This is a genomic window from Octadecabacter temperatus, from assembly GCF_001187845.1.
In the GTDB taxonomy this organism is placed as follows: domain Bacteria; phylum Pseudomonadota; class Alphaproteobacteria; order Rhodobacterales; family Rhodobacteraceae; genus Octadecabacter; species Octadecabacter temperatus.
Genome location: NZ_CP012160.1, coordinates 84,832 through 104,760, shown reverse-complemented (window position 1 = coordinate 104,760; position 19,929 = coordinate 84,832). Strand labels below are relative to the sequence as shown.

General features: G+C 54.2%; 22 protein-coding genes. 6 read left to right on the top strand and 16 right to left on the bottom strand.

What is annotated here, in order from left to right; all coding sequences use genetic code 11:
• Positions 1-13: 13 nt before the first annotated feature.
• From OSB_RS00555 to mbfA, 8 genes are read right to left on the bottom strand one after another with little or no spacing between them, the layout of a single operon-like run.
• Positions 14-946 (bottom strand): alpha/beta fold hydrolase, encoded by a 933-nt coding sequence (locus OSB_RS00555; protein ID WP_049833143.1) that lies wholly within the window; start codon positions 944-946, stop codon positions 14-16.
• On the bottom strand, positions 946-1,860 hold the full coding sequence (locus OSB_RS00550; protein WP_049833142.1) for an ornithine cyclodeaminase family protein: 915 nt from the start codon (positions 1,858-1,860) through the stop codon (positions 946-948). The genes OSB_RS00555 and OSB_RS00550 overlap by 1 nt, the downstream gene beginning before the upstream one ends.
• The gene (locus tag OSB_RS00545) at positions 1,857-2,477 is read right to left on the bottom strand and encodes an HAD family hydrolase (protein WP_049833141.1); all 621 of its coding nucleotides are present in this window, start codon (positions 2,475-2,477) and stop codon (positions 1,857-1,859) included. The genes OSB_RS00550 and OSB_RS00545 overlap by 4 nt, the downstream gene beginning before the upstream one ends.
• A 48-nt stretch (positions 2,478-2,525) precedes the next feature.
• Positions 2,526-2,975 (bottom strand): YaiI/YqxD family protein, encoded by a 450-nt coding sequence (locus OSB_RS00540; protein WP_049835988.1) that lies wholly within the window; start codon positions 2,973-2,975, stop codon positions 2,526-2,528.
• A complete protein-coding gene (fghA, locus tag OSB_RS00535) occupies positions 2,972-3,799 on the bottom strand; it encodes an S-formylglutathione hydrolase (protein ID WP_049833140.1) in 828 nt (275 codons plus the stop codon). Before fghA ends, OSB_RS00540 begins: the two co-directional genes overlap by 4 nt.
• Positions 3,799-4,494, bottom strand: coding sequence for a nitroreductase family protein (locus OSB_RS00530; RefSeq protein ID WP_049835987.1), 696 nt, complete (start codon positions 4,492-4,494; stop codon positions 3,799-3,801). The genes fghA and OSB_RS00530 overlap by 1 nt, the downstream gene beginning before the upstream one ends.
• A gap of 12 nt (positions 4,495-4,506) precedes the next feature.
• Entirely contained in the window at positions 4,507-5,430 is a 924-nt protein-coding gene (locus tag OSB_RS00525) for an AEC family transporter (protein WP_049833139.1), read from the bottom strand.
• A 39-nt stretch (positions 5,431-5,469) separates the two neighbouring features.
• The gene (gene mbfA, locus OSB_RS00520) at positions 5,470-6,447 is read right to left on the bottom strand and encodes an iron exporter MbfA (RefSeq protein ID WP_049833138.1); all 978 of its coding nucleotides are present in this window, start codon (positions 6,445-6,447) and stop codon (positions 5,470-5,472) included.
• Between the two features lie 152 nt (positions 6,448-6,599).
• Here mbfA and OSB_RS16655 point away from each other — a divergent pair, with 152 nt between their 5' ends.
• Together OSB_RS16655 and OSB_RS00515 are read left to right on the top strand one after the other, a co-directional pair.
• A complete protein-coding gene (locus OSB_RS16655) occupies positions 6,600-6,776 on the top strand; it encodes a hypothetical protein (RefSeq protein WP_158454097.1) in 177 nt (58 codons plus the stop codon).
• Positions 6,777-6,837: 61 nt separating this feature from the next.
• Positions 6,838-7,455, top strand: a complete 618-nt coding sequence (locus tag OSB_RS00515; RefSeq protein WP_049833137.1) for a TetR/AcrR family transcriptional regulator — start codon at positions 6,838-6,840, stop codon at positions 7,453-7,455.
• A gap of 42 nt (positions 7,456-7,497) precedes the next feature.
• Here OSB_RS00515 and OSB_RS00510 read toward each other — a convergent pair whose 3' ends face one another.
• Entirely contained in the window at positions 7,498-8,610 is a 1,113-nt protein-coding gene (locus OSB_RS00510; RefSeq protein WP_049833136.1) for an S-(hydroxymethyl)glutathione dehydrogenase/class III alcohol dehydrogenase, read from the bottom strand.
• Between OSB_RS00510 and OSB_RS00505 the strand changes: the two genes are divergently transcribed.
• The gene (locus OSB_RS00505) at positions 8,609-8,998 is read left to right on the top strand and encodes an I78 family peptidase inhibitor (protein WP_234967410.1); all 390 of its coding nucleotides are present in this window, start codon (positions 8,609-8,611) and stop codon (positions 8,996-8,998) included. The genes OSB_RS00510 and OSB_RS00505 overlap by 2 nt on opposite strands.
• A gap of 190 nt (positions 8,999-9,188) precedes the next feature.
• Positions 9,189-9,524, top strand: a complete 336-nt coding sequence (locus OSB_RS00500; protein ID WP_049833135.1) for a DUF2794 domain-containing protein — start codon at positions 9,189-9,191, stop codon at positions 9,522-9,524.
• On the opposite strand, the gene OSB_RS00495 is transcribed toward OSB_RS00500, so the two are convergent.
• From OSB_RS00495 to OSB_RS00475, 5 genes are all read right to left on the bottom strand, one after another.
• Complete coding sequence (locus OSB_RS00495) at positions 9,521-10,348, bottom strand: C40 family peptidase (protein ID WP_049833134.1); 828 nt, start codon at positions 10,346-10,348, stop codon at positions 9,521-9,523. The two genes, OSB_RS00500 and OSB_RS00495, sit on opposite strands and share 4 nt — an antisense overlap.
• Entirely contained in the window at positions 10,345-11,724 is a 1,380-nt protein-coding gene (locus tag OSB_RS00490) for a leucyl aminopeptidase family protein (RefSeq protein ID WP_049833133.1), read from the bottom strand. Before OSB_RS00490 ends, OSB_RS00495 begins: the two co-directional genes overlap by 4 nt.
• An 81-nt stretch (positions 11,725-11,805) precedes the next feature.
• The gene (locus OSB_RS00485) at positions 11,806-12,210 is read right to left on the bottom strand and encodes a hypothetical protein (protein WP_049835985.1); all 405 of its coding nucleotides are present in this window, start codon (positions 12,208-12,210) and stop codon (positions 11,806-11,808) included.
• Positions 12,211-12,404: 194 nt separating this feature from the next.
• Positions 12,405-13,427, bottom strand: coding sequence for an aspartate-semialdehyde dehydrogenase (locus tag OSB_RS00480; RefSeq protein WP_049833132.1), 1,023 nt, complete (start codon positions 13,425-13,427; stop codon positions 12,405-12,407).
• A gap of 80 nt (positions 13,428-13,507) precedes the next feature.
• On the bottom strand, positions 13,508-14,692 hold the full coding sequence (locus OSB_RS00475) for an MFS transporter (protein WP_049833131.1): 1,185 nt from the start codon (positions 14,690-14,692) through the stop codon (positions 13,508-13,510).
• A gap of 129 nt (positions 14,693-14,821) precedes the next feature.
• Here OSB_RS00475 and OSB_RS00470 point away from each other — a divergent pair, with 129 nt between their 5' ends.
• Entirely contained in the window at positions 14,822-16,492 is a 1,671-nt protein-coding gene (locus tag OSB_RS00470; RefSeq protein ID WP_049833130.1) for an ABC transporter permease, read from the top strand.
• Positions 16,493-16,554: 62 nt separating this feature from the next.
• Here the strand turns inward: OSB_RS00470 and OSB_RS00465 are convergent, their stop codons facing one another.
• Complete coding sequence (locus OSB_RS00465) at positions 16,555-17,568, bottom strand: Fe(3+) ABC transporter substrate-binding protein (protein ID WP_049833129.1); 1,014 nt, start codon at positions 17,566-17,568, stop codon at positions 16,555-16,557.
• A gap of 155 nt (positions 17,569-17,723) precedes the next feature.
• Between OSB_RS00465 and OSB_RS00460 the strand changes: the two genes are divergently transcribed.
• Positions 17,724-18,947 carry an NAD(P)/FAD-dependent oxidoreductase gene (locus OSB_RS00460; protein WP_049833128.1) on the top strand — a complete coding sequence of 408 codons (1,224 nt, stop codon included), beginning with the start codon at positions 17,724-17,726 and terminating at the stop codon, positions 18,945-18,947.
• On the opposite strand, the gene OSB_RS00455 is transcribed toward OSB_RS00460, so the two are convergent.
• Positions 18,940-19,914, bottom strand: a complete 975-nt coding sequence (locus OSB_RS00455) for a DMT family transporter (RefSeq protein ID WP_049833127.1) — start codon at positions 19,912-19,914, stop codon at positions 18,940-18,942. The genes OSB_RS00460 and OSB_RS00455 overlap by 8 nt on opposite strands.
• Between the last annotated feature and the right edge of the window lie 15 nt (positions 19,915-19,929).

Genomic DNA, 19,929 nt, shown 5'->3' with positions numbered 1-19,929 from the left:
GCCGCAGTTCTGGTTAGCCAGCGGCATCTCGCAACGCGTATCGTAGAACGTCCACGATTTCCTCGGAATGGGTAAACCCAACACGATGGTCTGAATCCGGTATGACTTCTTGACGTGAATTTCTATTCCACTGCGTCAACGTCCCGAGGGATTTCAACGGAATTACTTCGTCTTTCTCGGCCCAAATCCCAACGACGGGGACACCTTCACGCCCAATCGTTTTATGTGCTTCTTCTTGCAAATCGTCGAGCATGTGTCGCCTACTCGACAAGACAGAGCGCAGGAAACCACGGCTTTGATATTCGGCAATTTGGAGTTCCACGATACCCTTGATGTCGAACGTCTGCCCTAGCTGGGCCCGCAGCGCTTTTCGATCTCGGCGGGTCGCGACAGTCGCGTGCAGCCAATCACCAAGGAAGGGGATTGTGCGGCAAAGTTCGGTCAGCTTGTCTTCCCGCAACCAAATTCCGCCAGACGCCAACAGAACGAGGCGCGTCACCCTTTCGGGGTGTTTCTTGGTAAAATGCGTAGCAATAGAGCCGCCCATTGAATACCCCATGAGCGTGACGTCCGTTGAAATGCCTTGATGCTCTAGCAGGTCTTCAAGTTGCTTGGCGAAGAAGTCCCCGTTTTGCGCACCGCGCGGCGCATCAGAAAACCCACGTCCATAGAGATCATAAACGAGAACGCGATAGCCGAGCTGTATTAGGCCCTCGGCGATACCATACCAAACGGGACTTGGGGTCGTCAGCCCGTGGATACAGACAATCACCGGCCCACGGGCCTCGCCGAGCCATTGGTAGTGCGTCACGCCTTGGCTCAGCTTTGCAAATCTACCAGGGGCTTTGTCCCTAAATGCCTCGGCGCCATGTCGACGGTTTTCTGCCAAAAGGGGCAATATCGCCAATCCGCCAAGTACCAATAGCGGTAGTATCCAACCCAACATTACTTTTGCCCTTTCCAGACATCCAAAATATGGCGGCTCGTCATCAGATCCAGATGCGCGCCGCCGCCGTTTTTAAACAATGTGATTTCATCCGCCGACTGGCGCTGAAATTTATCCAGCTCGTAATAGTCTGCGACGATACGATCATCGGTTATAACACCTGCCTCAAGCGGTATCTTAAGCTCTCCGATGTGGCCCATTGTTGTCGCGTAGCTATCCACAAATACACGCGAGCGCAGCAGCGCTTCATCGTCGACTTCGCGCATGTCAGGTCGGTAGGCACCAATCAGGTCGATGTGTTGCCCCGCACGAAACCACGAACCTTTTAGGATTGGATCCGTCGTCATGGTCGCCGACGTTACAATATCGGCGGCTTTCACGGCGGCCTCAAGGTCCGTAGCAACGGCAACTCCATTGCAGTCTATTGCGAACTGCTCTGCGCCTTCGGTTGAGCGGTTCCAGACACTAAACTGTGCATTTGGGAAGATCGTTGAATAGGCTTCCCAAAGCGAACGACCGACCGTGCCCGCACCGACAATCAGAATGTTTTCACTGTCCGGTCGCGCCAAACGCCGCGCCGCCAAAAGACTATCACCTGCCGTTTTCCATTTGGTTACAAGATGGAAATCAACGATCGCCTCTAACTCGCCACTATCGTCAGAAAACAGGTTAACAGCGCCGTTAACCATCGGCTTTCCCTGTGCTTTGTTTTCAGGAAAAATTGTGGCGCATTTCACGGCCAAGCCCATGCCATCAATCCATGCGGACCGGTTCAACAATGTCTCTTTGCCGCGATACATAAACACGTCTTCGACGTTGGCTTTGGGTCGCTCATGGCCCCGCGCCAAAGCATCCGTCAATGCGATCCAGTCGAGACCGTTCTGACCATCCTCGAAAGAAATAATCTCGGTCATTTTGCTGCCTCTGGCGTTAGCAGGCCCTCTTTAACCAAACGTTCTGCCCATCCGGCGGGTCCGTTGAATAAGTGCGTTTGCCAACCGCGCGCTTTTGCAGCGGCGATATTGTCGTGGCGATCATCCGCAAAAAGCAAACCGCTTGGCGAAATCCCGCAATCGTTTTCGACATGCTCGTAAATCGCGACGTCGGGTTTGATGACTTTCAGCTCGCCGGAAATGTAGCGTTTGTCGAACTCTTCGAGAAACGGGTACTCAGGCTCTGCAATCGCGAAGGTTTCATTGCCAAAATTCGACAAAGCGAAGACCGGATGCCCAGCGCGGCGCAATGCCCGCAAAAGCCGAACAGAATGATCGATTGCCGGTGACGCCATTTCGATCCAACGGTCACGCCAAAGGGTCAACTCGTCCGACCAATCAGGGTGAAGCGCGATCGTTTCTGCGATCACGTCGTGAAACACCTCGCCTTTATCCACCCGATCATTCATTTCGTGAAGCTGAATGGCGTCAAAGAATTCAGCGCTACGTTCAGCACCGATAACGCGGTCAAAAAACCGTTCGGGCTGCCATTCAATCAAAACGTTTCCAATATCAAATAGGATCGCTTGGACGGTCATATGCTGGCTCCTTTATTATTTCGATGACGACACAGTACCACGGTTACGTCAAAGTGTTTTAACCGTCCGTAATTCGCGTTCCAACGCATCAAGGAAACGGGATCGGTCTGCTTTGGAAAACGCTTTTCCACCACCTTGGCGAAACGGATCAGCAGCGCGAATGTCCGCCATCAGATCGCGGGTCGCGAGGATGTTTCCGATATTGGCCTGCGTTAGGGCCTCACCGTTGTGCTTGAGAACACGCGCGCCTGCCTCAACACATCTCGCAGCCAAAGGAATGTCGCCTGTGATTACGACATCACCGACGACTGCGCGGTCTGCGATCCACATGTCAGCGATGTCGGGGCCGTCAGGAACAATAACCGTTTCAACAAGCGGGTTTTGGGACGGGCGCAGCCCCCCGTTAGACACAACAAACATACGGACGCCGTGGCGCGTGCCGACCTTCTCGACCTCGGCCTTTACGGGACAGGCATCTGCATCGACGTATATGCTCACGCCCAAAGGGCCTCGGCGTGGAAGTTCATGTGGTCTTCCATAAATGAAGAGATAAAAAAGTAGCTGTGATCATATCCCTTTTGGAACCGCACTATCCCTTCTTGGCGTTTCGCAGCAAATGCTGCTGCAAATGCTTCAGCACCCAAGAGATCCCAGAACTGGTCGTTCGTTCCTGTGTCGATAAGCATCGGGCCATCAAAACCTTCGCTTTTCATGAGAAGCGTTGCGTCGTGCGGGCCCCATTTTGTTTCGTCGCCCCAATAGGCCGCGAACTGTTTGCGGCCCCAGTCGCTTTGCGTTGGGTTGCAGATCGGTGCGAACGCTGAGACTGACTTGAAACGGCCCGGCAATGCCATCGCCATTGTCAGCGCGCCGTGCCCCCCCATTGAATGGCCTGTGATGGATTGGCGGGACATGTCGATCTCAAACTTTTCGGCGATCAGTGCTGGAAGTTCTTCGGCGGTGTAGGTCCACATTTTGAAGTTCTTAGACCAAGGCTCTTGCGTCGCATCGATGTAAAAGCCCGCGCCTTGGCCCAAGTCATAGGCCTCATCGTCGGCCACGTCTTCGCCGCGTGGTGAGGTGTCGGGGAAAATAATTGCGATGCCTTGCTCAGCTGCCCATGTCTGGGCGCCCGCTTTGGTCATCGCGTTCTCATGCGTGCATGTGAGGCCGGAAAGGAACCATAGAACCGGCACGGGGCCGTCTTTGGCTTCCTCAGGCATAAAGACCGCGAAGGTCATGTCGGTTCCGGTTGCGCTAGAGCGATGCTTATAGACCCCCTGAACGCCGCCAAAACATGCATTCTCTGAAACAGTTTCCATCAGCTTTTTCCTTCATACGTGGTCAGGATGTCCGTTAAGTCCTTTTTCTTCTTCGCAATTGCGGGAACCGTTGCGTCTTCGGCTGGATGCCCCACCGCGAGGATCATGATCGGTTTTTCATTCTCTGGCCGGTCGCAGAGCTCATTCAAGAACTTCATCGGGTTCGGCGTGTGCGTCAGGCATGACAGCCCCGCGGTATGAAGCGCAGTGATAAGCATACCAGTAGCGATGCCGACGCTTTCCGGAACGTAGTAATGTTTGACCCTTTCACCATTCCGCTCGCCCCAACGCTGAGCGAAAATGACGATTAGCCATGGCGCAATGTCGAGGTGCGGTTTGGATGCATCCGTGCCGATAGGTTCAAGTGCCTTGAGCCACGCGTCACCGCCGCCACCGCTATAGAACTTTTCTTCTTCATCCTCAGCGGCCTTACGAACTGCAGATTTCATTTCAGGATCATTGATCGCCACGAAATGCCATGGCTGTTGGTTTGCACCGCTCGGCGCTGTTCCGGCAGCAAGAACGCAGGCTTCGATCACGGCTTTCGGTACTGGTCTGTCCGTGTATTCCCGAATGGAGTGGCGGGTTTTGACGTGTGCGTAGAAACGTTCTGCTTCGGCAAGCATTTGTGCGTCATCATAGCCGGCACGATCTGGTAGGGGCAGTGCGGAATAGGTGGGGGGCGTATCTGTCATATTGGCTTTCATCTAAGTGACGGCTGCGATTACCGCAGAAATTGTAATTACGCTCAAAGCGGTCGAAATGAGAATCGACGCTGAAACCCGCGTGGGGGCAACACCGTAGTGTTGGGCGAGAATGTAGACATTTCCTGCAACGGGCAAGGCCGCAGCGGTGATCATTACGCCCGCAGCATAAGGATCAACCTGAAACAGCACGAGTGCGGTGAAGGCGACGGCGCTTGGGTGCAAGATAAGTTTTGCGAACGATAACCATCCCGCCACTGCAAGTTTCTCCGCCGATTTCGTCGCAAGCGATGCGCCGATCGCGAACAGCGCGCCCGGTGTGGCAGCCGCGCCGAGCATCGAAAGGAATTCGTTGGCGGGCTTGGGAATTGGTAAGCCTAACGATGACACGAGCAGGCCAAGAGTGATTGAGACGATCATCGGGTTCTTCAAAAGGCCAACGCCGACAGTTTTCAACACACCAATAGACATGCGGCCATCACGGGATCCGGTAATTAGAATGACGATCAGTGATCCGAACACAATCAGGTCAACAGCCAGCGCCAACATGACCGGTCCAATTGCTTGTTCGCCAAGTAGGATCACCAGCATTGGCACGCCAAGGTATCCGACGTTCCCGACGACTGCGCACTGTGCTTCTACCGCAGCCTCCTCGATGCCACGTCCGCGCATTAGCGCCACGCCAGTCGCCAAAAGATAAACAAACATGCCGCCACTAAGATAGGCATACACATATGGCCAATCGAGAATTTCGTGCAGGGATAGATTTGCCGAGAAACGGAACAGCATTGCTGAAAGCGCGAAGTAGAATACAAACTTCGTCAGATATGCCGTTGCCTCTGGTGTGAAAAAGCCCGTGCGCCCAGCGCCATAGCCCAAGGCAATAAGTGCAAAAAACGGTAGCGTTTGGAGGAAGATATCTATCATGCGACAGGCTTAGCACCGCAACCTGACATGCAAAAGCCTCTAGCCGCTACCGATGATCATACCTGCCGCCAGCACGAGCGCGCCACCCAGAACCACCTGAAACGCAGCTCGAAAGAATGGCGTTTGCATGTAGCGGTTTTGGATCCAAGCAATGGCCCAAAGCTCAATGAAAACCACAGCGAATGCAATGAGTGTTGCCGTCCAAAAATCAGTGATGAGGTAAGGCAGCGCGTGGCCCATGCCACCAAGCGTTGTCATGACTCCCGAAGAGATGCCGCGTTTGATCGGTGATCCGCGGCCGGAAATTTGGCCATCGTCACTCGCGGCTTCGGTAAAGCCCATTGAAATGCCCGCACCTATGCTCGCGGCGGATCCGACAAGAAATGTCGTCCAAGTGTCTTGGGTCGCAAAGGCCGTCGCGAAGATTGGGGCGAGCGTCGACACGGACCCGTCCATAAGACCTGCAAGGCCAGGCTGGACCCATGTCAGAACGAATTGACGGTGGGCAGCATCTTTTTCTAGTGCGTCCACATCGGTGTTCACGTTCTCAGTAACCAAGTCGCCAGCACGTTTTTCATGCCCAGCCTCAGCTGCAGCAAGGTCGCCCAACAAAACCCGCGTCGCCGCGTCGGTAGATGTTTTCGCCGCTGTTTCGTAGAAACGCTGCGCATCACTTTCCATTTGGCGAGCTTCGTCACGGATACGGTCAAGGCCAAGGTTTTCGACAAGCCAAACAGGGCGGCGCGCGTAGAAACCCGCGACATGTTCACGGCGAATTAAGGGAATTGTTTCCCCGAACCGGCGCGTGTGAACGTCAACAAGGGCGCGGCGATGACCGTCTTCTTCGGCGGCCATTCCTTCAAAAACGGAAGCGGACGCAGGAAACTCGCTTCGCAACAACTCAGCGTAGCTGCGATAGATCCTTGCATCGTCTTCCTCTGAGGAGATCGCAAGTGCGACGACCTCTTGTTCGGACAGGTCTGAAAAGCGTTTTCGGTGCGATATTCCAGGGATCATTGCGAGCCTCTTAATTAGAACGGTTCTAATGTATAGCGATGAGCGTTCATTGCAAGAGCCCAAAGTGAACCGATTAGTTCATTTTTCTATTGTAAACTAAACGAATCAGTTTAGATATCTGGACATCAAGTTCACCAACTAAGGATAGACCAATGAAAAATGTCGCCCTCTCCGCTCTCGTTTCGGTAATGCTCGCCTCATCAGCTGCGGCCGGCGGGATCTCATTCTCCCTCCCGAACCTGACCTTCCCGCCAGTGTCTGAAACCACTGTTTCGAAGGATTGCCAGTCGTTTGACGTAACGAATGACGCATGTTCCGAGCAGGAATGAACAGCGCCTCCTTGCCCGATCTGAACGGTTCAGTTTATAGATCAGGGTAGGGAGACAATTCATGACGGACGAAAAACCAACGGTTAAGCGCGGGCGCAAGTTCGACCAAGTGCTGGAAGGTGCACGCGACATCTTCATGAGCGATGGTTTTGAAGGCGCGAGCGTCGATGACATCGCGAAAGCCGCTGGCGTTTCGAAAGCCACGCTTTACAGCTACTTTCCCGACAAGCGCCTCTTGTTCATGGAAGTCGCTAAGGTCGAATGCGTGCGCCAAGCGGATTCAGCTATAGAAACCATCGATATGTCCGAACCTGTTGGCAAAGTTCTAACGCATGTGGCTTGGCAAATGGTTTGCTTTTTCACGTCCGACTTTGGCCAACGCGTATTTCGCCTTTGTGTCGCTGAAAGTGACCGCTTCCCTGAATTGGGACGCGAGTTTTACCAAAGCGGTCCCGCTTTGGTGCGTGAGAAACTCGTCGATTTTCTAAAGGTCGCGATTTCACGTGATGAGTTGGAAATTGATGATCTGACACTTGCCGCCGATCAATTCAGCGAACTTTGCAAGGCAGACCTGTTTCCCCGTTTGATTTTCAGCATGGATCTGGATTTTGACGACACCCAGAAAGAGCGGATCGTGAAGGGCGCAGTGAAGACATTCCTCGCGCGCTACGCTGTTTAAGTCGGCGCAGGTCCGATCAATCACCGGACCTGCACAAAAATATCAGTAAACGACGACGCCACGGATGCTTTCACCAGAATGCATCAGATCAAAGCCCTTGTTGATATCGTCGAGTGACATGGTGTGAGTAATCATCGGATCGATCTCGATCTTCCCATCCATGTACCAATCCACAATTTTCGGCACGTCCGTACGACCAGACGCCCCGCCAAATGCGGTCCCACGCCAACTGCGACCCGTCACAAGTTGGAACGGGCGGGTGGAAATTTCTGCACCCGCCGGCGCGACCCCGATGATGATGCTTTCGCCCCACCCTTTGTGCGCCGCTTCCAGTGCGGTCCGCATAACCTGAACATTGCCTGTCGCATCGAATGTGTAATCCGCGCCGCCGCCCGTTAGCTCAACCAGATGCGCGACAAGATCACCTTCAACGTTTGATGGGTTCACAAAATCGGTCATGCCAAAGTGCTTTGCCATTTCCACTTTATTGTCGTTCAGATCAACGCCGACAATCTGGTCCGCCCCTGCAAGTCGCAAACCTTGCACAACGTTCAACCCAATTCCGCCAAGCCCAAAGACAATCGCAGTGCTGCCGATTTCGACCTTAGCAGTGTTGATGACCGCGCCGATGCCTGTCGTAACACCACAACCGATGTAACAAATCTTATCGAAAGGCGCGTCCTTGCGAACCTTGGCCAGCGCAATTTCAGGTACAACCGTATGGTTGGCGAACGTTGAACAGCCCATGTAATGGTGGATAGGTGTCCCATCTAGCATTGAAAAACGCGTCGAACCATCTGGCAGAAGCCCAGCACCTTGCGTGCTGCGAATTTGCTGGCACAGGTTTGTTTTCGGATTCAGGCAATACTCGCACTCACGACACTCCGGCGTATAAAGCGGGATAACATGGTCACCCACTTCGAGGCTCGTAACGCCCTCACCCACCTCAATAACAACGCCCGCACCTTCATGGCCAAGGATAGCTGGAAAAATCCCTTCAGGGTCATCGCCAGAGCGGGTGAATTCATCTGTATGACACAGACCCGTGGCCTTAATTTCAACGAGAACCTCACCCGCGCGCGGGCCTTCAAGATTGACCTCCATCACTTCGAGTGGCTGACCTGCGGCAAGTGCTACGGCGGCGCGTGTACGCATGAAACTTCCTCCAATATTTGTGAAACAGGTTTGGAGGAAGAAAATGCACCATGCAATCCCTAGTCTTGCGCCGCTTGAGTTTGATGGGAATAATGCGGGTATGAAAAATTTGTTCGCGATGGCCCCGATTGTGTTTCTTTTTGCTTGTGAAGCGGTGTCACCACCCCAAACGGTGGACCCTTTGCCAACGCCTCAGCAAGACACTTGCAACGCTAGCGCCTACAGCAACCTTCTCGGTCAGGATGCAACTGCGTTGGAACGTGTGATGCTTTTAGGTCAAGTGCGCGTTATTCGACCAGGACAAGTTGTGACCATGGATTTCAGGCCAGATCGCATCAACTTTAACGTTGGTGCCGACAACCGGATCACTTCGATTCACTGTTCTTGAGATTACGAAGCCACTCCGGAAGCGCGCACTGGGTGGGGGCTAAAAGACGTGCTTCCGGAGGGCTGTCGATGGATTGGTTTTGCCACCCGAATATGGCGGTATTTGGAACGGGACGCGGTGTTTTGACGGCATAGCTAATTTAGCGAAAAGCGGGGTTGATTTGGAGCAGTGAAGTCGCAACTCTGGTCGTATGAATGCACCGACGCCTTTTCCGAACCAAACGCCGACACAAACCGCCTTTCATCGGACCGAGCTGAATGTAATTTTAGCGCTTTACGGGCGATTTGTCGCTGCCGGTGAGTGCCGTGATTACGGGATTTCCCACCTTAAAGATTTCGCGGTTTTCTCCATCTTCCGGCGCACCGCAGAACATCCGATGTATCGGATCGAAAAGCGCCCTAGTATGCGCTTAAAGCAAGGGCAATACGTCGTACTTGGGATGGAAGGGCAAATCCTGAAGCGCGGGAACGACTTGCGGCAAGTACTGCGCGTATTGGAAAGAAAATTAATCCGCGCGATAGACTAAAGCACACGCCGCTTTGCCGTGATTTCACCATCCCCTTGTGCTTTGATGCGCAGCGTCGCCTGAGACAGACCTTCATACACCACAGCCATATGGTGCGCGTTTGCGTGGATCATGGTTTCGGCATCGACCATCATCGCAACATGACCTTTCCAGAAAATAAGATCGCCTCGTTGCAACGGCTCATCCGTATTCAGCGCGCGGCCAAGCCCATCAGCCTGCATATCGCTGTCACCAGCGCAAAGATGCCCACATGCGTGGTAGCTCGCCTGAACCAAGCCTGAGCAGTCTATCCCGCGGGTGGAATTACCACCCCAAAGATACGGAACACCGAAAAACAACTGCGCAACGGTCGCGGGGTCCGTAAACAATTGATCGACAGGGCGAAGGTGCTTCTTGGGGATAAACCCGAGTGGCGTTTCGAAGAACTTGTGCAGCTCACTAACAATTTCGACCTCAGCGCCGAACGGCAGGTGAAGTAGGTCCCGCGACTTGAAACTCTCGGTTTCGTAGGCGTGCGTTGCCGGAGACGAAACGCGATGGGTGGTGGTTTTCGGTGCGCCCAACGTGGTTTCGGGAATGTAGCCCACGTAACCGTCACGTTTGGATTGCACGAACGCCCATCCATCCAGTCGTTCGTAAACAGCAACGGCCGCACCTAACAGCAACTGACGGTCACGCTTTCCGGCAGGTCGTGCGCAAAGATCAACGACCACACCTTTGATGGTTGCGGGCGCACCGTCGACAAAGGTGTCGGCTTGCACTTGGCCGCGAAGGTGGCTTGCGGCGACCCGTTCGTTGGCGGGCGTTAGGCGGCGATCGCTCATAGACCTAAGACCTCTGGCAAAGCGGCAAGGACTGCCCGCGCGCCCATTCCTGCGCCCCCTTTTGGACGTGCCGGGGCGGCAACAGGGTTCCAGCCGTAAATGTCAAAATGGGTGTAAGGCGTGTCGGTCACGAAACGACGCAAGAACAACGCAGCGGTAATCGACCCCGCAAAACCGCCGGCTGGAGCATTGTCGAGGTCCGCGATCTGCGGTTCGATCATGACCTCATAGGGGTCGTGAAATGGCATCTGCCAAACAGGGTCAGCAGTTTCAGCTGCGGCCTGCGGCAAGGCCCGCGCCATTGCATCATCGGTTGTGTAAAACGGCGCGAGGTCTGGCCCGACGGCAACGCGTGCAGCCCCCGTCAACGTAGCCATTGAAATGATATGGTCAGGCTTATCTTCATCTGCCAGCGCCAGTGCATCGGCCAAAACAAGACGCCCCTCAGCATCGGTATTGTTGATTTCAACGCTCAGGCCTTTGCGGCTGATGAGAACGTCACCGGGACGGAACGCAGACCCATCGACCGAGTTCTCGACCGCAGGAATTAGGACCCGAAGTTGAAGCGGCGTTTTCTGCGCCATGATCATATGCGCAAGCCCCAAGACCGTCGCAGCGCCGCCCATATCTTTCTTCATCAATCCCATCGACGCACCTGGTTTCAGGTTCAATCCGCCAGTGTCGAAACACACCCCTTTACCCACGAGCGTTAGCTTTGGACCCGTCGTTCCCCATGACATATCGATCAAACGCGGCGCGCGTGGTGAAGCGCGGCCAACGGTCTGGATCAACGGGTGGTTTTGATTAAGAAGCTCATCACCCTGAATAACCGTGCAGCTTGCGCCGTGCTGATCTGCCAACATTGTCGCAGCATGCTGCAACTCGTCTGGCCCCATGTCAGAGGCAGGCGTGTTGATCAGATCACGGGTCAAGCATTCCCCCGCGGCGAGCGCTTCTATGCGTGCAACATCGACACCAGCGGGTGCAACAAAAGCGATGTCCTTGTTCGGCGCGGACTTGTAGCGGTCAAACTTATAGAGACTTAACAGGAGGCCAAGGGCAGCCTCATCAAGCGCAGAACCCGTCAGCATCGTATCAAGCGCATATGTTCCCGAAGGTAGTTTCGCAGCCCCTGCTGCGATTGCGAACCGCACGCGTGATTGCCCCTTGGACCCGATACCAACGTAGACAGCTTTGATTGTGCCATCCGCATTCGGGAGCGCTTCGATAGTGCCGATAGAGGCGTTAAACCCCCTGTTGCGTAGCCAGCTTGCTGCTGCGTTTGGTAGGTTCGCAAGTGTGGCATCCAAGTCATCGATTTTCACCGAGATCAGTGGGATTGCGTTAGCGGACGGAGTGGCGAACGTAGGGGACATATAACCTCGGATCTGACTGTTATCTCAGCCTAGACCAAGCCGCAGGTAAGAGCCACAGATCGCGCCGCAATTTTCGCGCCTTCAGAAGGCGGTCACTGGTCCTGCCGCATGATCCAACGCCTGTGTCATCAACCGCATGAGACGTGACAAGGTCGCGGCCAAGGCGACCTCATTCGGGTCATCGATGCAGTAGACAACATCGGCCGCGACTTGGCCGACCCGTCGTAGTCCAAGTTGGTCAGCGAGCATGACAATGCTGCGCGCCCGCTGTTCAAGGCGGGCCGAATCCCCAGACTGGTAGTCATTATCGAGCCGCTTCAAGTGGCGTGATAGTTCCTCAAGGCCTGCGCAGATGCGTTCACTTTGCCCAAGGTCATTATCTGTTAGACCGAATGGCGAAAGCGCGTGCACATCCGGCCCAGAGATTTCCTGCGGAATGAGGCGCGCGATCGCCTGCGTGTTACGGCTATGTTGTTGGTTCATCATGATACCACTCTCCTTTTCACCCACGCGAAGAAGTAAGGCTTCAAGGTTTCCAAGTGGTTTCTTTGCCGCCTCATAAATCGCGCGAATTTCTCGCAAATTCGCCCTATCCAGTAGGCGGCCTAAGGGCCCCATTACGCAAACAAAGAGGCCCCGCCAAACAAATGACGAGGCCTTCTTAGAATTATACTGGCGACTTAGCCCTTTTTCAGGACGCGATTGCCAAGTGTCTCAGCGATCTGCACTGCATTGAGCGCAGCGCCTTTACGCAGGTTGTCAGAAACCACCCACATGTTCAGACCGTTATCGATTGTGCTGTCCTGACGGATGCGGCTGATGAACGTTGCGAAGTCGCCGACGCATTCAACGGGTGTCACGTAACCGCCGTCTTCGCGCTTATCGATAACCATACAACCCGGCGCTTCGCGCAGGATGTCACGTGCTTCGTCCTCATCAAGAAAGTCTTCAAACTCGATGTTGATCGATTCAGAGTGGCCAACGAACACAGGCACACGAACGCAGGTCGCTGTGACTTTGATGGATGGATCGACGATCTTTTTCGTCTCCGCAACCATCTTCCATTCTTCTTTGGTGTCACCGCTGTCCAAGAAAACATCGATGTGCGGGATCACGTTGAACGCGATCTGCTTTGGGTAGACCTTCGGCGGTTTAGAGTCAGTTGGATTATAGATCGCTTTCGTTTGGTCCCAAAGCTCATCAATCGCTGCAGTCCCGCTGCCAGATACGGACTGGTATGTGGACACAACAACACGCTTGATCTTGGCGCGGTCATGCAAAGGCTTCAGCGCAACAACCATCTGCGCGGTTGAGCAGTTCGGGTTCGCGATGATGTTCTTTTTCGCGTAGCCATCAACTGCCTCTGGGTTCACTTCTGGCACAACCAGCGGAACATCAGGGTCATAACGATAGAGCGAAGAGTTATCGATCACGACGCAGCCAGCTTTCGCGGCAATCGGCGCGTACTTTTTCGTCGCATCAGAACCGACGGCAAAGAACGCGATGTCGTAGCCCGTGAAGTCAAAGGTATCCAAGTCTAGGGTTTTCAACGTCGTGTCGCCAAAGCTCACTTCCGTACCCAGCGATTTACGAGATGCCAGTGCGACAACCTCATCCGCTGGAAACTGGCGCTCGTCCAGAATGTTGAGCATTTCGCGGCCCACGTTACCTGTGGCACCCGCAACGACGATTCTATAACCCATGTGCTTGGTTCCTTTGTAAATGCACGTCCCTATCGGGACACGCGCCTCATAGACCTAAGTGCGCATAAGCGAAAGGGGCCTCAGTCAGTGCGGTCTGTACTGAATACATAGATGGCAAGCCCGCAACAGATCAGCAGACCGTAAAAGGCGAACAACAGCTGGTAGGCGACAGGCGCGGTCGATGGATCGAGCTGTAAACTCGCCATGATACGGCCCGTCACAAATTGCATGATCCCTGCCCCGCCGATGCTGAACAAGTTCATCAAAGTAACGCCGCGACCGGTTAAATGAGACGGAAAGAACGGACGCGCGTGTGCCATAATCATGGGGTAGGATGACCCGAACAGCCCAACTAAACCCAGAAGGATTGTCGCGGTCCAAACACCCGAAGTGTCGGGTAGAAAAGCAAGCACAAGGCACCCGGCTGCACCCAATGCATTGCCCCAAAAGATGACCCATTTGCGAGTTCCAAGGATCCTATCAAGTGGGCCGTACGCGAAGTTCCCCACAATCATGGCCAACGCCATGACCAGTGTCATCGTTCCAATAAGCGAAGTGTCCGCGCCGAAAACCTCTGCGCCGTATGGGCCGATCCAAAGCCCTCGCAACCCTGCTGCGGGCGCATAGCACACAAACGTAAGGGGGATGATAAACCACAGCGCCCTTATTTTAAGGACATCCAAAACTGATCCTTTTGCCGCCGTGCCATCAGATTTTGGTGGGTCTTTAACCATAAACCACAAAACGACGGCCACGATTAAGCTGACAACGGCGAGAAAGATCATGGATTCTCGCCAACCGAACGCCTCAACAGCCCAAGCCATTGGCGCAGAACTGGCAAGATTACCCAGAGATCCAATACCAATGAAGGCTCCGGCAAGGGTCGCAAAGACCGCTGGTGGGTAAACTTTTGCGAAGATGTAGTAACCGGCCATTAGAACGGGCGAACACCCGATGCCAATCAACGCCATAGCGAACGCTATGTGGGTAGGCGTTTGAGCAATTCCAAAAACGAATGCGCCTCCGGCTCCACCGACCGCGAATAAAACCGCGACCGTAATCCGTGGTCCAAATCGATCAAGCGCGGAACCGACTGGAATCTGCATCGCTGCGAAGACGAAAAACCATAGCCCTGATGCAAACGCCAAGTCTGACGAAGTCGCGCCGAGATCAGCTTCAAGCGCCGGAGTGAGCACCGCCAAGAATGCGCGGTAGAACTGGCTCATGACATAGCCAAGCACCAAGAATATCAATCCCAAACGCATCTTACTTCTCCCTTAGGTCTGACGTTGCACAGCACTGGATGCGGCGCAAGGCCACGTACGTCGCTTAATCCCGACTAAAACAATTGGCTATAGATGGACGACGCCCAGAAGATAGGTTAGCAAACGGCCATGTCAGACAGTACACAACAACAAGCGCAATCACGTAAATCATCATGGTTCATGGCGGACAAGGCCATTGCCGCGTTGGCGTTTTTGATTGCTGCGTTCTGCCTATTACCGCACTTGTCGGTTCTTGTGGCCGCGATGCTGGGTGACACCGAAACGCTTCGCCATCTCGCGGGTTCGGTACTTGGGGATTACATGCGCAATACTGCTGCACTTGTCGTGCTTGTCGGCCTTGGGACCTTCATGATTGGCACTGGCGCTGCGTGGCTCGTGACGATGTGCGACTTCCCCGGGCGACGCTGGCTTGAGATCGCTTTGGTTATCCCACTCGCGTTTCCAGCCTACGTCCTCGCCTATGCCTATACACATGTCTTGGACCACCCAGGTATCGTGCAGTCAGTGCTGCGGGACCTCACAGGATGGGGGCCCCGCGACTATTGGTTCCCTGAAATTCGTAGCCTTGGTGGTGCAGCGATCATGCTCATCCTTGTGCTTTACCCTTATGTATACCTCCTCGCGCGCGCCGCGTTCCTTGGGCAAAGCGCGACGACCTTTTTGGCCGCGCGATCACTCGGCAAGTCCCCTGTTCAGGCGTTCTTGTCGGTGTCGCTACCACTGGCCCGCCCTGCAATCGCCGCTGGGGTCTTACTGACGATGATGGAAACCATTGCCGACTTTGGCACGGTTTCCCATTTCGGTGTGCAGACCTTCGCGACTGGTATCTATAATTCGTGGTTCGGGATGGTGGACCGAGGGGCAGCCGCGCAGCTTTCACTTGGGCTTTTGACATTCGCACTTTTGCTGGCGATGCTCGAACGATCAAACCGCGGACGTGCGCGATTTAGCAATGGTAAGCGCCAAGACATAATCGCGCGTATTCCACTGCAAGGCAGCGCCAAATGGGGTGCGATGATCTTGTGCGGTTTGCCGGTCATGTTGGGTCTAGTCATCCCCGTAATCGCATTGTCGGTGATGGCCACTGGATCAGAGCAAAACTTGTTCAGTCCACGTTACGTTCGCTTCATCACGAACTCACTGACGCTTGCTGCGATCGCAGCGATTGTCACTGTCGCTGCGGCCATCTTGCTTGGCAGCTTTAGTCGCCTTCGTGAAACCCGACTTGCGGGTGCGGCCCTCTATATTGCGCGGATCGGCTATGCCGTTCCTGGGGGCGTCATTGCTGTTGGCCTGATTGTTCCGTTTGCTGCCTTTGACAACACGCTGGACGCGTGGATGCGCTCGACGTTTGATGTTTCGACCGGCTTACTGTTCACGGGGTCAATCTGGTTGCTGATTGGTGCTTATTTGATCCGGTTCCTTGCGGCAGCGATTGGGGCCTATGAAGGCGGCATCGCTGTTGTCAGCCGAAACATCGACGCCGCGAGCCGTCTGCTCGGTGAAAACACGATCGGAACCGTACGACGCGTGCATGTTCCGCTCCTCACCCCGAGCCTTTTGACCGCCGCGCTGATTGTGTTTGTTGATGTGATGAAGGAACTGCCAGCGACCCTTATCATGCGGCCGTTCAATTACGACACGCTTGCGGTGCAAGCATTCCGGCTGGCGTCTGATGAACGTCTAAACGGCGCTGCTGTACCGAGCCTGTTGATTGGTGCCATCGGGTTATTGCCCGTCATTTTGCTGTGCCGTAGGGTCGCAACCCACAAGGCTTAGCTGAACATAAAGAAAGGGCGCAGCTTTCGCTACGCCCTCTCGATTTAGCAGTCGCCTTTGACTTATTCCCAACCAACATCATTGAAGATCGTCAATGCAAGTGGGAGCTGTTTCGCCACTGCGCTAAGGCTTACGTCATCGGCTGTGAACTCGCCAAGTGATGCGACGGCATTGCCAAGCTGAACACCCTCAACAGAAGGGTATTCATCGTTACCGTTTGAGAAGTACTGCTGCGCTTGATCAGACGCGAGGTACTCGAGGAAGAGAATCGCGTTTTCACGGTTCGGAGCGTGTGCCGCAACACCGCCGCCAGACAAGTTCATGTGCGCGCCTTCTGCGTCTTGCGACGGCCACTGCAAGCCAATCATATCGATGCTGTCGGACAGGCCATCAACGTCTGTGCGAATCGCGCGTGCAAAGTAGTATGTGTTCGAGACTGAGATCTCACACTCACCAGAAACGATACCGCGCAGCTGGTCTGTGTCGCCGCCCTGTGGGGAGCGCGCCATGTTGTCGACAACACCTTGCGCCCATTCGCGTGCAACTTCTTCGCCGTGGTTTTCAATGATCGAAGCCAAAAGCGTTTGGTTATACGTGTTTGTCGAAGACCGGATGCAAACGAGGCCAGCGTAGGCTGGATCAGCAAGATCAAGATATGTCATTGGTGGGTTAGCGACGTCGGCCTTATCGTAAAAGATGACGCGCGAACGCTGTGAGAAACCAAACCATTGGTTGTCGCTGTCTTGCAAGTTCGATGGAATTTCCGCTTCAAGAACGTCGCTTTCGATGGATTGCAGAATGCCTGCATTCTTAGCGCGCTCAAGACGGGATGTATCAACGGCAATGAACACGTCAGCTGGGGAATTTACGCCTTCAGCTTGGATACGTGCTGTCAGTTCATCCGCTTTGCCTTCGATCCGGTTGATCGTGATGCCCGTTGCTTCTTCGAACTCAGAATAAAGCTGCTCGTCCGTATCATAATGGCGCGAGGAATAGATGTTTAGTTCACCATCTGCGAATGCGGGCGCGGCACTGCTAAGCAGAAGTGCCGCGAGTGTAATGGATTTCGTAGTCATCGGACTTTCCTTTATATCTGACTTTTTCACTCAACTATCCCCCGAAACACGAGCCGTCAACCATTCCTGACAAAAACAATAAACTAATTTCAAGAACACAACGCTTGACCGATCTAATTTTCACGTCACGATAAAAAGCAGGAGGCCCGAAGCGCATGGCAACAGGAAATATCAGTTCGACCCCAAGCCAACCGAGCTACGATGTCGTTATCATCGGTGGGGCAATGTATGGGTCATCGGTTGCTTGGTTTCTGACCGACAACCCTGATTTTGACGGATCGATTCTCGTGATCGAACGCGACCCAACTTATGCCCAAAGCGCGACTGCACATACAAACTCCTGTATTCGCCAACAATTCAGCAATCCGTTGAACGTTAAGATATCCCAGTTCGGCGCGGAGTTCATCAAAGGCTTCCAAGGCTTCATGGGCAACGATACTCGCGTGCCAGAACTGTCTATCCAAAGCTATGGATATATGTATCTGGCCGACGACAACGCGTTCGCTGAACAACTGCGTTCTGCGTATAAAATCCAACGGGCCACCGGTGCGTCTACACAACTGATGACCCCAGACCAAATCAGTGCCGCCTATCCCTTTTATAATGTCGACGACCTTGAGCTTGGGAGCATCAACCTTGTTGACGAAGGCTATTGGGACGGCGGCACCGTATTCGATTGGTGGCGTAGGTCCGCCCGCGAAAGGGGTGTCGAATATGTTGCCGGTGAAGTCGTTGCGATGGGAAAAAACGCGATTGGCACGCGCGTTGAAACGGTCACGCTCGAGAATGGTGCCGTTATCGCATGCGGGAAAGTTGTGAACGCGACAGGCCCACGCGGCGCAGTGACCGCGAAGATGGCTGGCATCGACATCCCGATTGAACCACGCAAACGCTTCACTTGGATTTTCTCGGCTGAACAACCGCTTGATCGCGACCTGCCACTAACAATTGACCCGAGCGGCGTGCATTTCCGCCAAGATGGGCCGAAGACATATCTTGCAGGTGGACACGCTGACGAAGACCCCGCCGTTGATTTTGACGATTTTGCAATGGATCACAACATTTGGCAGGACAAAATTTGGCCAACAATCGCGACGCGTATTCCGCAATTTGAAGCAATCAAAGTCGTGACCGAATGGGCAGGGCATTACGACTACAACACGCTAGACCAAAACGCGATTTTGGGGCCGCATTCGGAAGTCGAAAACTTCTTCTTTGTGAACGGTTTTTCAGGCCACGGGTTGCAGCAATCCCCAGCAATGGGCCGAGGCACAGCCGAGATGCTTACTTACGGCGAATACCGCACCCTTGATCTTTCGCCCTTCGGATATGATCGGATCGCGGAAGGCAGACCGTTTTCTGAAAGTGCGATTATTTAGATTCTGTTTTGCCGTCTGGGTGCCGCCCCATAAGCCGCAATAGCGGCCCCGCACGCAGATACGTCCCCGTTTCGTGACGAGACCTAGTGCGCAACACAGGAGTTGTTGCCGAAGCACCTGAATTGCTTTCGCGCAGCACGATATAGAGACCCGAAGCGATAATGATGCCGGCGCCAACTATTGTCGCTGTGTCGATCACCTCGTCAAAGAACAGCACGCCAAAGATTGTCGCCCAAATAATTTGGCTATATTGCATCGGCGCGATGATTGCAGCTTCGCCAGCTTGATACGCGGCGATAATGCAGCGACCCGCTGTCCAAGCAAACGCCGCCACCAATGCGACCAGACCAAGGTGCTCTATCGGCATCGGTTCGTAAACGAACGCCAGTGCGACTCCCATGATAACGAAGTTCGCCACCATCGGGTAAAGCAGCATCACGATCGGCCGTTCAGCAGATCCGACTCGACGTACAACGATGGACGCAAGCGAGCCCCCTATCGCGGCTGTTAACGCTGCAGCATGGCCCAATGTCAGGTCCGTTGAACCGGGGCGCAATACCACGAACACCCCAGACAATCCGACGATGACGGCCAGCCATCTGCGCAATCGAACCTTCTCACCCAACACAGGAATCGCAAGGATGGTGATCAACAATGGCGTCGCGAAAAGGATTGCGTAGGTCTGCGCCAAAGGAAGCACCGAGAATGCGTAGAACGCTGAAACCGCCGTTGCGACTGACGCGACTGTGCGCAAGGCCATCCACCACGGATGACGCGGCAACAGGTTGCCCGGCTTTGAATCACGCATGAGGAAGACAGTTGCCAGTGGAAAGCTGAACAGAACAGAAAAGAATACGATTTGGATTGGGGAATAGACCTCACCCAACACCTTGATGAAAACGTCATGCGTTGCGAAAACGGCGAAAGCGATCAGTGCAAGTATCGCACCTTTAGCATTTGAAGACATACTGCACCCTGTTCC